At 31.9% G+C, this 13,648-nt stretch carries 18 protein-coding genes and 1 tRNA gene; 13 read left to right on the forward strand and 6 right to left on the reverse strand.

What is annotated here, in order from left to right:
• The 4 genes from Q0C16_RS03600 to Q0C16_RS03615 all read left to right on the forward strand — a co-directional run.
• A partial coding sequence (locus tag Q0C16_RS03600; protein WP_292319691.1) for a hypothetical protein occupies window positions 1-115 on the forward strand: 115 nt, incomplete at its 5' end.
• Between the two features lie 11 nt (window positions 116-126).
• A complete protein-coding gene (locus Q0C16_RS03605) occupies window positions 127-627 on the forward strand; it encodes a succinate dehydrogenase (protein WP_292319674.1) in 501 nt (166 codons plus the stop codon).
• A gap of 5 nt (window positions 628-632) precedes the next feature.
• A complete protein-coding gene (locus Q0C16_RS03610; RefSeq protein ID WP_292319675.1) occupies window positions 633-986 on the forward strand; it encodes a succinate:quinone oxidoreductase in 354 nt (117 codons plus the stop codon).
• Window positions 987-997: 11 nt separating this feature from the next.
• Window positions 998-1,906 carry a succinate dehydrogenase/fumarate reductase iron-sulfur subunit gene (locus Q0C16_RS03615; RefSeq protein WP_292319676.1) on the forward strand — a complete coding sequence of 303 codons (909 nt, stop codon included), beginning with the start codon at window positions 998-1,000 and terminating at the stop codon, window positions 1,904-1,906.
• Between the two features lie 17 nt (window positions 1,907-1,923).
• Here Q0C16_RS03615 and Q0C16_RS03620 read toward each other — a convergent pair whose 3' ends face one another.
• Window positions 1,924-2,094 carry a ribbon-helix-helix protein, CopG family gene (locus Q0C16_RS03620; RefSeq protein ID WP_292319677.1) on the reverse strand — a complete coding sequence of 57 codons (171 nt, stop codon included), beginning with the start codon at window positions 2,092-2,094 and terminating at the stop codon, window positions 1,924-1,926.
• A 163-nt stretch (window positions 2,095-2,257) separates the two neighbouring features.
• Here Q0C16_RS03620 and Q0C16_RS03625 point away from each other — a divergent pair, with 163 nt between their 5' ends.
• Window positions 2,258-2,611, forward strand: coding sequence for a hypothetical protein (locus Q0C16_RS03625; RefSeq protein ID WP_292319678.1), 354 nt, complete (start codon window positions 2,258-2,260; stop codon window positions 2,609-2,611).
• Window positions 2,612-2,613: 2 nt separating this feature from the next.
• Here the strand turns inward: Q0C16_RS03625 and Q0C16_RS03630 are convergent, their stop codons facing one another.
• Both Q0C16_RS03630 and Q0C16_RS03635 read right to left on the reverse strand, forming a co-directional pair.
• Window positions 2,614-3,648 (reverse strand): DUF1152 domain-containing protein, encoded by a 1,035-nt coding sequence (locus Q0C16_RS03630; RefSeq protein WP_292319679.1) that lies wholly within the window; start codon window positions 3,646-3,648, stop codon window positions 2,614-2,616.
• Window positions 3,649-3,892: 244 nt separating this feature from the next.
• A complete protein-coding gene (locus Q0C16_RS03635) occupies window positions 3,893-4,669 on the reverse strand; it encodes an SDR family oxidoreductase (protein WP_292319680.1) in 777 nt (258 codons plus the stop codon).
• Window positions 4,670-4,725: 56 nt separating this feature from the next.
• Between Q0C16_RS03635 and Q0C16_RS03640 the strand changes: the two genes are divergently transcribed.
• The 5 genes from Q0C16_RS03640 (at window position 4,726) to albA (ending at window position 7,995) form a co-directional block, all read left to right on the forward strand.
• Window positions 4,726-5,244: a hypothetical protein gene (locus tag Q0C16_RS03640; RefSeq protein WP_292319681.1), complete on the forward strand. Its 519-nt coding sequence runs from the start codon at window positions 4,726-4,728 to the stop codon at window positions 5,242-5,244.
• A gap of 56 nt (window positions 5,245-5,300) precedes the next feature.
• Window positions 5,301-6,191, forward strand: coding sequence for an ABC transporter ATP-binding protein (locus Q0C16_RS03645; protein WP_292319682.1), 891 nt, complete (start codon window positions 5,301-5,303; stop codon window positions 6,189-6,191).
• Window positions 6,192-6,194: 3 nt separating this feature from the next.
• Window positions 6,195-6,935, forward strand: a complete 741-nt coding sequence (locus Q0C16_RS03650) for a hypothetical protein (RefSeq protein ID WP_292319683.1) — start codon at window positions 6,195-6,197, stop codon at window positions 6,933-6,935.
• Window positions 6,935-7,543 carry a hypothetical protein gene (locus tag Q0C16_RS03655; RefSeq protein ID WP_292319684.1) on the forward strand — a complete coding sequence of 203 codons (609 nt, stop codon included), beginning with the start codon at window positions 6,935-6,937 and terminating at the stop codon, window positions 7,541-7,543. Before Q0C16_RS03650 ends, Q0C16_RS03655 begins: the two co-directional genes overlap by 1 nt.
• A gap of 149 nt (window positions 7,544-7,692) precedes the next feature.
• Entirely contained in the window at window positions 7,693-7,995 is a 303-nt protein-coding gene (gene albA / locus Q0C16_RS03660) for a DNA/RNA-binding protein AlbA (protein ID WP_292319685.1), read from the forward strand.
• On the opposite strand, the gene Q0C16_RS03665 is transcribed toward albA, so the two are convergent.
• Window positions 7,992-9,332 (reverse strand): signal recognition particle protein Srp54, encoded by a 1,341-nt coding sequence (locus tag Q0C16_RS03665; RefSeq protein ID WP_292319686.1) that lies wholly within the window; start codon window positions 9,330-9,332, stop codon window positions 7,992-7,994. The genes albA and Q0C16_RS03665 overlap by 4 nt on opposite strands.
• Before the next feature lie 97 nt (window positions 9,333-9,429).
• On the opposite strand from Q0C16_RS03665, the gene Q0C16_RS03670 reads away from it, so the two are divergent.
• A complete protein-coding gene (locus tag Q0C16_RS03670) occupies window positions 9,430-11,142 on the forward strand; it encodes a DUF4910 domain-containing protein (protein WP_292319687.1) in 1,713 nt (570 codons plus the stop codon).
• A gap of 60 nt (window positions 11,143-11,202) precedes the next feature.
• Complete coding sequence (locus Q0C16_RS03675) at window positions 11,203-12,159, forward strand: homoserine kinase (protein WP_292319688.1); 957 nt, start codon at window positions 11,203-11,205, stop codon at window positions 12,157-12,159.
• On the opposite strand, the gene Q0C16_RS03680 is transcribed toward Q0C16_RS03675, so the two are convergent.
• The gene (locus Q0C16_RS03680; RefSeq protein ID WP_292319689.1) at window positions 12,121-13,221 is read right to left on the reverse strand and encodes a DUF711 family protein; all 1,101 of its coding nucleotides are present in this window, start codon (window positions 13,219-13,221) and stop codon (window positions 12,121-12,123) included. The two genes, Q0C16_RS03675 and Q0C16_RS03680, sit on opposite strands and share 39 nt — an antisense overlap.
• Before the next feature lie 183 nt (window positions 13,222-13,404).
• On the opposite strand from Q0C16_RS03680, the gene Q0C16_RS03685 reads away from it, so the two are divergent.
• A tRNA-Ser gene (locus tag Q0C16_RS03685) sits at window positions 13,405-13,489 on the forward strand.
• Here Q0C16_RS03685 and Q0C16_RS03690 read toward each other — a convergent pair.
• The coding region (locus Q0C16_RS03690) for a hypothetical protein (RefSeq protein WP_292319690.1) at window positions 13,454-13,648 on the reverse strand (195 nt) is incomplete at its 5' end. The two genes, Q0C16_RS03685 and Q0C16_RS03690, sit on opposite strands and share 36 nt — an antisense overlap.

A 13,648-nucleotide genomic window follows, 5' to 3' on the forward strand; every position in this document is an offset into this window, starting at 1 on the left:
CGATGAAAATTGGTTAAAGCATACCATAGTAATAAGAAATGGAACTGATGATCTTTCAATATTATATTCGCCTGTAACAATTAATACGTGGAAACCTGTAGAAAGGAAATATTAGGGGGTGTTATTATGTCAGATGATGAAAAATTTAGGAGTTTGGAAATGGAGAACAGACAAGGTTTTTGGAAAGCTAGCTTAAATCCTTGGCTAATTCGTGCTAAAAATAACCCAGAAAGAGTAGCTTTTGTATTGCATAGAGTAACAGGTTTCATAATAATAGCATTTTTGCTTGCTCACATTTTGGAAACAGATTCACCTGTATGGAGCCAGTACGCTCCAATTAATGGTTTATCAGGTTGGGCCGCATGGACTTATATAATGGGTATTGAAAGTGCTTGGTGGGCAAGACTAGGGGAATGGATTGTTGCAGGAGCCGTTCTTTTCCATGCATTAAATGGATTTAGGCTTTTATTAACAGAATTCTTTGGACTAGGCATTGGAAAACCAGTTGAGCCAAAACCACCATATGAAGCACCTACACTTAACGCTCCCCAAAGGACTTGGCTTTATATTGAATTTGTTGTTGCCCTAGTTTTATGGGCATTTTCAGCATTTTTGATATTTGGGTGATAGAAATGGAGAATAAAGCATCTAATATACAAATTTGGCAATATATAACTGCCATACTTCTTATATTTTTGTTAGGTTATCATCTACTGCAAAGAGTTCCATGGTTATTCAATGTATCTACATTTGACCAGACTTTAACAAGTGCCTTCGTTTATAATCAATACAAAGAAGCTGGATGGGCTCTATTACTTTTAGCTTGGGTTGCTCTATTTCATGGATTAAATGGAGTGAGGGGCATGTTATTTGAATTGCATCAAGGAAAAACATATAATACGATTATAAACGTGCTGTTCTGGTTAGTATTCATAGTATTCGCAGCAATAGCAGCACTTACAATAGTTAAATTGCCTGCATATTGAGGTGAGATATAATGGCATTAGATATTGAGGCTGCAACAAAATTACCTCCGAAAGTTATAACGGTAAGAGTTAGAAGATATAACCCAGAAACAAAAAAGATATGGTGGCAAGAATATAAAGTTGAAACGCATAAAGGAATGACAATGCTCGATGTTCTATTAGATATAAAGGAAAATACAGATCACACACTAGCAGTAAGATATAGCTGCAGAATGGGGTTATGCGGCAGTTGTGGAGTTAATATAAATGGTACTCCAATGCTAGCATGCCAAACTCAGGTTTCACAAGTTACAAGTAATGCAAGACCTGTTGTTACTGTTGAACCGTTGCCAAACTTCCCAGTAGTTAAAGATCTCATGACTGAATTTTCAGACTTCTTCAATAAACATAGAAGCGTTAAGCCATATTTAATAAGAAAAGATACTGAGGAACAAGAAAATCCCAAAGGACATCTAAAGATGAATCCAGAGGAGTTTATTGATATATTACAGTTCAGCAATTGTATTTTCTGTGGCCTTTGTTATTCTTCATGTCCAGTTGTGGCTGCAGATCCAGAATATCTAGGACCTCAAGCGCTTATGTACACTTTCAGATTTATAAATGATGTAAGGGATGAAGGACATAAAGAGAGATTTGCTATAGTAGATAGCGAACACGGTTGTCACAGATGCCACTTTGCTGCTACATGTAGCGCAGTATGTCCAAAAGCTGTTGATCCAGCAGGTGCTATCCAAGGATTGCGTAGCAAACTGTTTAAATATAGACTTGGATTCTTTAAGAAAAAATCTTCTGAAGTTCTATCAGCTCCACCAGAAAAGGGAGAAAGAGTTCCACTACCACCAGAAGCTACAACCTTACCAGGAGTTGACTTAAAGCAATTTGAGAAAGAACCTGTAGTAATAAAATTACCCAAAGAATAATTTTAATTTTTTATTTTTTATGTATAAATTTTTATTCTTTTGGTCACAAAAGGTTTGTCTTTATCTGCCATTATATAATTCTGAAGCGCCCTTCTTATTATTTCGCTTTTAGTTACATTCCTTTTCTTTGAATATTCCTCTAGTATTTCAAGCAAATCATCTTCAAGTTTGAACGAAACCACTTTCATTAATCACTCACCTATTCAGTAACACCCATCTGGTATTATGCAAGCAAGACTTTTATTTAATGCGCACTACATTTATCAAGAGTTCTCTTACAATAAAAATACAGAGAGCAGAAGAATATATTAGGCCTCTCTCAGTACTACTCTTAATAGGAGGAGACAGAAGTTGCCTACTGTACATCTATCTATAAGTGACCAAATGTATAGCGAACTTAAAAACAAATCAGATGAAATAGGAATTCAAATAACTGATCTAATAAAGCTATATATAAAAACTGGTTTACAAGGAGGTTTTTCAAATAAGAATGAAGACAACATAATAATAGCCAATATATCCAACAGACTAGATAAAGTCGAAAAAGATGTAAGAGTTAAAATGACATTACTCGAAGGCAAATATAGGCAAATTGAAGAAACTATGGATTATCTTATACAGAGAATAGATAGTCTCGAAGATTTGTTGACAGAATATAAAACCAAAAGAAAAGTTATACAGCAAAGTGAAGAACAAGAAGCATAAATTTAACATTTTATAGGGTTACAGTTCCTCTTAATTAAATTGCTGATACCTTGCCGTCTTATTTCGTTTAAGTCAAATGGTTCCTTAGATTGTTCACCCCTCAATTTCATTAAATCATTTTCTAAATCCAATTCCGTATATAAGCAACGATCATTTAGGGCCTGGTTAGCTTGACCAATTCCTCCTGTTCCATTAACTAGTTTTGGCAATTCACTTCTGTTATATACTATATCAACATCTAATAAATAAGATGTTGAAAGAATTGGAGACAATTTAACAACTCTTGTATTATTTCTTATCATTTTGTTTCCATATTCACCTTTAAAAGATAATAAAGGAATTAGGGAAGCTTCTGTGTAAACATTTTTAATTAAATTTTCCAATAATTCTGAATCTTCATAACTCATACCCATTATTTCTATTAAACCCTTTTGCTTACTAATATCACTTACATATTTTAAAATCGTATTTGTATCTAGTTCTCCATCTCCTCCTGGACCGTATACAGCTAGTGCCTTATCGAAATTTATATGATACAAAGCGCTTAATGATATAGAATCTGCTAATGGACTCCATAAATTTTCTTCACATCCAAGGCTTAATATGTCTCCGCCAACATCAACTCCTATAACAACATCTATATTATAATTTTCTGCTATATCATTTATTCCTCTAATTACCCCTTCTGTACCTTTAGTTAAATCAATAAATATGGCTTTTTCACCAACTGTTTTTACAAACTTAGTAATTTGTGGTTCAACTTCCATTCCATATCTTAAAGCATAAGAATCTGAACTAACAATTGCTGTAGAGTATCCTATAGGTTCAACATTAACCATCATTTCCAAGGGTATTGGACCAGGATATGGGTCCACAGCAAACCTTTCCCATACAACGCTTCCTACAATTGTATTACCGCCAGCTTTTTTTACCTTGTTAGAAACATGATAGGCACCAACGATATCTCCTCCGCCCCCTGCTCCAAAAATAAAAACATTTTTGTTTTTAACTAATGACTCTAAGCTTTTATATTTCAATTTTCACACCAATTTAATTATACGATGAGAATATTTTAATTTAGCGTTTTTGAAAATACATGCCTTAATAATTAAGATTAAACTTTAATTGAACGATTTAATTTTCTTATAAGTATACTTTGGGTAAAAACTAACTCAAATATGTATTTTTCTATATGAGAAAATCTATGTGAAAAGTTATAATTTAAAACTTCAATAGTAACGTTGCTCATCCAATAATATTACAATTTTCTTTAAAATGAAATTAAATTATGCAATTAAGAGTGCCTCCATCAAATAATATTACTGAACCTGTTAAATATTCAGGAGAAAAAGCCAAAAAAGAAATTATATCTTTTAATTCGTCAAATCTACCTAGTCTTTTTAATGGAGATAATTCTTTAACGTATCTATTCCAAAATTCCTCTTCATTAACATTCATTTTTTTAGCCAATTTTCTAATTAAACTTTCAGAACCCTCTGTTCGAAAACTTCCTAATAGTAATGCATTCGCTCTTATCTTATCTGGATAAAGTCTAGAATATGTTTTTATTAAAGGAAGCAAACCAATTCTAATAATATCGGATAAACTTGTTGATTCCATAGGAAAATATATCGAAAAACTAGAAATAATGATAAAATTTGCTTTTTTCTTATTATATTTATAAGAAAAATTCATTGCTTCCGCAGTAGAGTATAGATACATATTAAAAGAATAAACCCAATCACTATATGTAGCATCTATTATATTACATGGCTCGCATTTTGGATTTCCATAATTCATAACCACTACATCAATACCCCCTAATTTTTTGATGGCATAAGCAAATATTCTATCTATATCGGCCTTATTAGATAAATCACCTTTTATGCCATAGACCTTAACTCTCTTCTTTTTTAATTCTTCTTTAGCCTTATCTATATTATCTTTATTCCTTGAACTTATAACCAAGTTGCACCCTTTTTCTGCTAATGAAAGAGCAGCTTGATATCCTATACCTTTAGTAGAAGCTGTTATAAGTGCGTTACATTTATTATTCATAATTATCACCATAAAATAGAGGTATAAAAAAATTAAAATATATAGAGGTTTCAATAATGGCAATACCTATTTATGGAATTGGTACAATTAATGTAACAAAAAATTATATAAGTTATGTAATAACATTTGACTATTTCGATGAAAATAAAGAATATTATAACTTGGTCAGAAAAGAAACGCAGAAAAAGAATGAAGAAGAAAAATTAAAAACAGAAATGCAAAAACAAATTAACGGAGAGAAAACTATAATAAATGGAAATTACGTTTTTCCAGTTGTTAAATATGCTAAAATAGGATTTAAGATACCAAAAATATCATATGTAAATTTTTACATAGAAATGCCGATTAATTTAGTAATTGGGAAAAATACATATGAAAATATCTATGAAGAAACAACGGCAAAATATGATTATATAGTCACTTGGATTCTTCCAAAATGCGGAAAATTTGTAAAAATTGATTCTCCAGGAAACTATGAATTTGAGAACAATTATGCGTTTTTATTCGTTTCAAAAGGTACAAAAATATCTGGCTATGAAAGCTTAGTTTTCGAAATTAAAGAAAAATGTTTCTAAATTATATATTATCAAAATATATATTTTTCAATAGACAATTAAAGCAGGGGAATAATATGGAAGATCTAATTGTACTTGAAAACGTAACAAAAAGATATGGAAAGATAACCGCTTTAAATGATGTTTCATTAAAAGTAAAAAAAGGAGAAATAATGGCTATTGTAGGCCCTAATGGGGCAGGCAAATCAACCCTAATAAAAGTATCTCTGGGGTTGTTAAGAAAAGATAAAGGTACTGTTTTAATTTTTAATAAAGATCCATTTTATGACCCCTCGGCGAGAGAAAAGATTGGTGTTATATTTGAAAGGCCGTCATTACCTGTTAGTATGCCTATAATAGAATTTTTATCTCATGTTTCAAAAATATATAATAAAGACTTTAATACTATAAAAGAAGTTATAGATTTAGTAGGATTGAAGGGTAGTGAAAACAAAGCTTTCTCTCAATTAAGTGCAGGTCAGAGACAAAGAGCGGCTATAGCACATGCATTAATAGCTGAGCCCGAAATAATAATAGCGGATGAGCCTACAAGCAACTTAGATCCTGTAGAAAGAAATAAGATATTAGATCTATTTCTTAAAATAAATAAAGAAAGAGATCTCACAATAATTATATCTAGTCATGTATTGCCAGAAGTATTAAGAGTCTCATCAAAGATAACCATAATGAAATCAGGTAAAATATTAAAGGTAGGCGAACCTGATGATATTGTTAAAAATATTTCTATTTCCAGAATTAGGTGCAAAGATCCATTCACAATAAAAGATGTCCTAGAAAAAAATGGATTTTCATTAAATATTGAAGGAGGTAACATATATGTTAAGACTGAAGATTCCGAAAAGACATCTAAGTTATTAAATCTAATTTCAGAAATAGTAAAGAATGGACAGCAAATATATGGAATTGAATTGATAGAGCCAGGAATAGAAGAGATTCTGGAGGGGTAAACAATGTCATTGAAAAAATCTTGGGAGCTTGCTTTAATTGATCTTTGGGATTCATTGAGACCTCCTAGCTTTGATATAATGCTTATATTAGTTGCAACGCTAAGCGGCATATTGTCTGTACTTGAACCAGTTACAACACCACCAGCAGTAGGTAATGCTGTATTAGGAGCAGTTTTATTTGTTACATCACTTTACTTAGCTTTAAGAGCATCATCCGATCTTGTTAACTTAGTTCAGACAGGGGTTATGCCTTTGTATTTGACTTACCCGATATCCAGGAGAAATATATCATTAATAATTTACTTAACCCGTGTTTTGCTACCTTCCATAATATTATTGGGAATCCCCGCTATAGTAGCAGGTATTATGCTATATCCGGTTGTTGGCAAAAACATAAGTGAATTTTTAATTATGTGGATTGCATATTTGATTCAGGCCCAACTCTATGGATCTATATTTATTTTAGCTTCCAATAAAAGTAAGAGTACAGGTACAGCTGCTGTAGTAAGCATAACCGGGTATTTTGGTTATACAGCAACAAGTCTTATATTAGCCCTAGTTGGATCAATAGATAATATTAAGATCTTAACTAATATAGCAAATTCTATGGGATTATATAATCCTGTTTATGATATATTAAATGGTATTAGAACACCAACTTGGGAAATTTTCGTTGTACCAGTTATATTTATTGTTCTCTTTATAACATACGTTATATATTTTACAAGGAGGTTTGAAGTGTAATGTTTTGGTTTAAAAAACTTTTACCCAGAATTTTATTTGGAATTGGTATAGCATTAATTATAGCCTCTGCATTTGCGACACAGTATGGTGTAAAAACATCTTCTTCATGGAGTATAGGGTATAATTCGCAATCAACGCCTGCAATACTTGCTGCAGTGCTTCCAACAGGCTCAGGTATAGCTCAAATAAACATAACTGGGGTCTCGCAAGCACTTTATTTAAATTTAACTGGGAATCCTCTTACTTTATTAGGGGAAGCAGGAGGTTTAGGATTAAAAACTGTTAACACTATTTCTCATGATGATTTTCAAACAGGAGTTTATTATCTGGTTACAGGATTACAAGGCAACCCAATTACTGCAGAACAAGCATTTCAGGGATTAGTTAAAAATGCCCAAAAGATAGGAAATAGCTATGTAGTTAAAAAAAGTCTAAACCCCGAAGAAAGCATAGTAGTTCTAGCATTCCCAAATTCATCTACAGTTTTAATAACTGAAAGTTTTAAAGTTACAGGTTATGGTCATATTTCATTGATTAATGGATTAGAATTAGGATTAGCCTTAGCTATAGTTTCAATCATAATTGAAATTATAACAAGAAAAAGATAACATTATTAAAACTTCAATTTTTAAATAAATTTTAGTAAATTTTAATACTTTTATTGATATATTATAACCTATTATTTAATTTATATCTTGAAATTTAGAAACAAATACTTTTTAATATTTTTCATTATTATTTAATTGAGGTGATAAAGTTGGCTGAAAAGCAACAAAACACAATATATATTGGTAAAAAGCCATTAATGAACTATGCACTAATTGCTATTAGGTTTTTTAATTATGATAATGTTGATGAAATAAAAATTAGAGCAAGAGGTTCAAACATATGTAAAGCAGTTGATATGGTAGAATACCTTAGAAACATGTATTATAAGGATTTAATTTTAAAGGATCTAAACATATTCGAAGAAGAAGTAACTGATGATAAGGGAAACGTTAAGAAAGTTTCTTCGATTGAAATAACTATAAACAAAGGTAAAAATGCTCCTATGATTTAATCTTCAACGTTTTCTATTCCCAACTTCCTCAATATACCTCTATCTCTTCTAATCCTCTTCATTATAGTTTTTAAGTTCTTATAATAATTAAGCAAATCCTTAACATCTTCAATCGTTGTACCACTTCCCAATGCTATTCTTTTCATTCTTTTTCTATCAATTAATTCTGGATTATCGAGTTCTTCATAAGTCATACTTTCTATAATATGGATCCATTTTGTCATTTTTTCTTCTCCCACCTTTAATTGATCATCTTTTATCTGCATAGGTAATGAACTTGTTGGTAACATTTGCAATATTTTACTAAACGGTCCCATTTTTCTTAAACTCTTTATTTGAGCGTACAGTGTTCTCATATTGATTTTTCCTTTAGCAAAATCTTCTTGTATTTTTTCTATATTAATGCTTTCTTGAGCACTTTTGATTTTTTCCAAGAGGGCATCTATATCCCCTAAACCAAGAAGCCTTGAAACGAATTTTGTTGGTTTAAAAACCTCTAGTTCCTCTATTTTCTCACCTGTTCCAATAAATTTAACTCTAGCCCCAGTAGCTGCTATTGCTGATAACACTCCACCGCCTTTAGCTGTTCCATCAAGCTTAGTAACAATAAGTGAACCAACAGGAGTAGTATCATGAAATTGTTTAGCTAAATCATAGGCTTTTTGGCCTATTGCCGCATCTAAAACCAATATAACTTCATCAGGTTTAACCTTATTAGATATATTTTTCATTTCATCTAAGAGGCTTTTTTCATTACCATATCCATGCCTACCTGCTGTATCTATTATTATAATTTCGGCGTTTTTTGATTTGAGCTCTTCGACACCCTTAATTGATATCTCTTCGGCGTTTTTATTACTTGGATCTCCATAAAACATTGAACTACTCATGCTTGCAAGGGTTTTTAATTGTTCAAAAGCACCTGGCCTATATGTATCTGCAGCAACTAAACCAACTTTGTAACCTTTCTTAGTATAATAATATGCCAACTTACCTGCTGTAGTTGTTTTTCCAGATCCTTGAACTCCGACTAATAATATTATCCATGGGGTTTTCTTAGGCTCGACATCTATATCTAAATCTCCTCCAAAAAGTTCGCTTAGCTGATCATAAACTACTTTAATAAACCATTCTTTTCTACTTATTCCTGAAGGAGGTTCTTCTTCTAGTGCTTTTTTCCTTATATTTTCGCTTAATTCTTTCACTACCTTTAAGTTAACATCTGATTTTATCAATTCTCTTTGAAGATCTCTAATAAACTCATCAACAGAGTCTTTATATGTACTGCCTCCTTTCAAAAATTTCGTAACTGCGTTTCTTAGGCCATCTAGTACCAACAGCTAACCCTATTATTAATATATCTTCAGACTTAAAAAGCTCATAATTTACAAAAACTTAATTTCTTTTGTTGTTAACAAACTATTGGGAAGAATTATGATAAAAGAAATTGAAGTCATGGGAAACATATATAACAAAATTCTAAAATATACCAACGATTATAGAGTTTATAGAATTTTATCTTCTTACACAAAGTTTAATAGAATACAAGGAGGAATTGAAATATTAGAAGCTGCAAAATATATAGAAAAAACTCTTATTGAGAACTCTTCTGAAAATTTAAATGTTGAAATGTTAAAATTTGGAGGTACTTCTGTACCTGATTGGATTGGTGCCCCAACAGGATGGATCCACAGATTCACTTGGGTCAAAATAGGTGATGTTGAATTAAACAGTAAACAACATCCAACACTTCCCGTTGCTCATAGTCCTCCCTCTGATGGGAAAATTGTTGGAAAAGCTGTTGTAATCAAAAACTGGAATGATCCAAACGAATATAAAAACGCTAAAGGAAAATTTGTCGTATCTGATGGAATATCTTATATAGTTTACAGACTATCATATGAGAATAATGCTTTAGGTGTATTATTGTATTCTAAAAATTCTCCTCCAAACGCTGTTCCATATAAATCATTATTTTTGAGTAGGGAAGAAGCGAATAAATTCACAATACCTGCAGTATCTATACCCAACTACTTAGTTAATGGTATTGAAAACAAGGAAATATCTTTATATCTTGATGCTGATATAAAAAAAGATCCAGGCTTTCCATACGTTTTAGCATGGATCGGTGATAAGAATTCAAAGGGACCAATTCTTATGGCCCATATGTGCCATCCTAGCCCAGGGGCAAATGATAATGGAAGTGGTACAGCATCATTGATAGAAACAGCCCTTGTCCTAAGTGAAATGATACAAAAAAATGAACTGAATCCTCCTAATGAAACCATTAGGTTTATATGGTTCCCAGAATATACTGGAAGCTCTGTTGTGTTTGGTTCTTGGCTTTCTAATTTAGTTACTGAAGCAATAAACTTAGATATGGTAGGTGTTTATCCCAGTGATAAAGATGGCCCTCTAAAAGTTATAAGTAATAGCATCAGCAATATCTCCAAGTCAAGTGCTTCAATGTATTACTCAGCTAAATTAATCTCTAAAAAACTTAATTTTAATGGACTGGTATTGACTCCATACGATGGCGGTAGTGATCATGACGTTGCAATAGCATATGGAATACCATCAGTTATGTTAAATCAATGGCCAGATTATGCATACCATACTGATTTAGATGATTTAAATAGGATATCAAGAGAAATGCTCAAATTATCATCATCTATAGCTTCTTTAAGTTCCTACGTTTTGGCAAAAATTGATGTAGACACGTCTACATTCTATAACGATTTATTGAATCAAATTTTACTTAACCATTTATCAAACGATGATATAGAATCAGCAAAATTAGCATTAAAACTTTTGCCGGAATTATTTAATTTACAAAATAATAATATAGATATTAACATAGAAGCAAAGGGGGATAATATAATAAAGAATAAACCACCTATGATTGAGGGACTAAGGACTATAGCAAAACACAATATTGATTTAGCACTAAAAGCAGCGGATATAATAAATAAAAATCCCATAGGCACTACTGTTTATTTTAGAGAGGCATTCTTCTTATCAAAGGATAGGCCATTAAAAGAAGTTTATTTACTCTTATTAGCAGAATATGGTAAGAAATACGTTAACAATGATGATTTAATAAATTTATTTGATATTTTGTCTGATTCCAAAATTATCAGTTATTAAAACATCATAGGAAAAATTTTTATTTTTAAAGTATAAGCTTTTCATCTAAAGGCGATTGAAATGGAAGAAGTGTGGGCAAAGGCTTATTCTAGTTCTGCGAATCTAGGCTCAGGTTTTGATGTGGTTTCACTAGCTCACGATGCCTACTATGATATAGTTACTATATCAGCCAAGAGAGGAAAGGGGGATGTTAAAATAGAAAAAATTGAGGGGCCTTTTTCTTCAAATGTAAATGAAAATAACAGCGCTGTTTATGCAATTAAATATATGATGAAAGATCTAGGCATTAATAATTATGATATTCTCATAAAGATTTTCAAGGGCATACCTGTATCTTCAGGTTTAGGAGGAAGTGGTGCTAGCGCAGCTGCTAGTGTTTTTGCATTATCAAATGTATTAGACTTAAATTTAAGCAAGGAGCAACTAATAAAATATGCTGGCTATGGGGAAATAGTATCTGCTGGCGTTCCACATTATGATAATGTTGCAGCATCATTACTCGGCAATTTAGCGGTAGTTGGAAAAATTGACAACGAGATATATGCTTATAGTTTTGAAATAAAGGCCAACTTTATTATATTTAGACCAATTGATTTTTATTTAAATAACAAAACACAATACATGAGATCTTTATTGCCAAAATACGTTGAGTTTAAAGATCATGTACAAGATTCTGTAAAGCTCGGTATTTTAATTTCTTCTTTATTAAAAGGTGATCTTAAAGCAGCTGGAAAAGCTATGATTGATACTATAGTAACAGGCTCTAGATCAAAGGCTATACCATGCTTTAATGAAATAAAGGAAAAACTAATAAGCAATGGAGCATATGGTGTAGCAATAAGTGGTGCGGGCCCATCAATAATCGTACTTTTTGATAAAAATTCAGAAGAATTGTCACAAATAGGATTAAATACATATAAAGAATGCGGTATAAGTGCGGAAGCAAAAATAGTTAATCCTGCACCGCCTGCAAGCATTTTATATGGAGATGACAGGAGTTTCCCCAAATCTACCTAAATCTACTTTATCCCCCGGCTCTACACTCTCAACTGGTATAATCCTTACACCTAATGTTTTGGATTTAGTCCTAGCATAAGCTGATACATCAAGCAGTAAACCTGCAACACCATTAATATCATATGGTACAACAGCCAAATCTAATCCTGCCAAACAAACTCCGCTCAACATAGCCAGATGCCTTGCCGTTAAATCTCCTTCACTTGCCCTAGCCTTTAATTTTGAATCCTCTGCAATAGGTAACATGACTTCATTAAACCCAACTGTCTTTAAATTTTTTGAAGCTTGGATTAGAGCCTCGTTAACTTTCCTTAAACCATACGCAAATCCTGACTTAGGTAATCTTACACCTGAAACTTGTTCAATTAGACCTAAACTAGATTCTTCCATCCATGGAGAAACGCTAAGGTCTACGCCTGCATATTCTATGTTTAGTTTGTTTGCTATATAGATAGCCATGTCTTGAGCTAATTTTCCAGCTTCTATAACAGATGATATCATACCATTATAACCGTTTTTAGTATAAGAATCCTTTAAATAATTAGGATAAGTTAACGCTGCTGAAATCATAACTTTACCTGGTACTGCAGATGCTAGCGGATAATAAGGTGTTATAAAATATTTTTCATTTAAAGTATTAACACCTATGTTTGCACCCAATTCAGGATTATTAGATGCTAGTTCGTGTAAAGATTTTGATATCTTTAAAACCTCTTCCCAGCCACTACCTTCCATAATTATTGATGAAAACATTTTATTTGTTGCAATTGTTATTATAGCCTCACTTAGTTTATTATAATTTGAGTCTATTTGACCCAAATTTATTGAATATTTTTCTGTTAAAAATTCTATCTCTTTTGAAAAACTGTCTAAGTCATCTAAAAATGGAGGATTTGGAAATGATATTCTAAGATAAGTAGGCTTAATTTTATAATTACTTTTATATTCGTCTACAGCATCTGAGAAATTACTTAAAAATTTTTCTATCTCTTGCTTAGCACCCTCTATGTCACTAGGCAAAGGCTTACCATAATGTATTGTTAGCGTTCTTACCTCATACATAATATTCACCATTTTATCTGATTGAATTTAGACTTAAATCTTTATAGAAACATTGTATTAATACTTGTTGAAAACCTTAAAAACCCTTATGTATCAATTACTATAATGTGCCAACTCAGAGAAAATGAGTGGCATAAAACATTGAGCCCAAAAATTGGGCAATGAATGAGAATATATTATCGTGCCGCGGTCGCCCAGCCCGGTAGGGCGTCGGCCTGCTAAGCCGATGGGGTTACTCCCCGCGCGGGTTCAAATCCCGCCCGCGGCGCTTCAAATTATTAGCTATAGAAATCAAGAAGAGAATAAATAGTTTCATAATGACATTATTTTGATCTAGTTTATTAAATATTTTTAATTTATTTAATTTATTATCTGACCTCCTCCCTGCCCTGAAGGGCGAGGGTTCCCTCAGGGAGATCATGGGTTT

Source organism: Caldisphaera sp. (genome assembly GCF_023256325.1).
Lineage (GTDB): Archaea > Thermoproteota > Thermoprotei_A > Sulfolobales > Acidilobaceae > Caldisphaera.

Coding starts and splice junctions, on each gene's coding strand:
- Q0C16_RS03645 (WP_292319682.1), top strand. CDS start 5,301: ATGGAAGATCTAATTGTACTTGAAAACGTAACAAAAAGATATGGAAAG.
- Q0C16_RS03620 (WP_292319677.1), bottom strand. CDS start 2,094: ATGAAAGTGGTTTCGTTCAAACTTGAAGATGATTTGCTTGAAATACTA.
- Q0C16_RS03615 (WP_292319676.1), top strand. CDS start 998: ATGGCATTAGATATTGAGGCTGCAACAAAATTACCTCCGAAAGTTATA.
- Q0C16_RS03640 (WP_292319681.1), top strand. CDS start 4,726: ATGGCAATACCTATTTATGGAATTGGTACAATTAATGTAACAAAAAAT.
- Q0C16_RS03675 (WP_292319688.1), top strand. CDS start 11,203: ATGGAAGAAGTGTGGGCAAAGGCTTATTCTAGTTCTGCGAATCTAGGC.
- Q0C16_RS03635 (WP_292319680.1), bottom strand. CDS start 4,669: ATGAATAATAAATGTAACGCACTTATAACAGCTTCTACTAAAGGTATA.
- Q0C16_RS03650 (WP_292319683.1), top strand. CDS start 6,195: ATGTCATTGAAAAAATCTTGGGAGCTTGCTTTAATTGATCTTTGGGAT.
- Q0C16_RS03605 (WP_292319674.1), top strand. CDS start 127: ATGTCAGATGATGAAAAATTTAGGAGTTTGGAAATGGAGAACAGACAA.
- Q0C16_RS03670 (WP_292319687.1), top strand. CDS start 9,430: ATGATAAAAGAAATTGAAGTCATGGGAAACATATATAACAAAATTCTA.
- Q0C16_RS03680 (WP_292319689.1), bottom strand. CDS start 13,221: ATGTATGAGGTAAGAACGCTAACAATACATTATGGTAAGCCTTTGCCT.
- Q0C16_RS03610 (WP_292319675.1), top strand. CDS start 633: ATGGAGAATAAAGCATCTAATATACAAATTTGGCAATATATAACTGCC.
- Q0C16_RS03655 (WP_292319684.1), top strand. CDS start 6,935: ATGTTTTGGTTTAAAAAACTTTTACCCAGAATTTTATTTGGAATTGGT.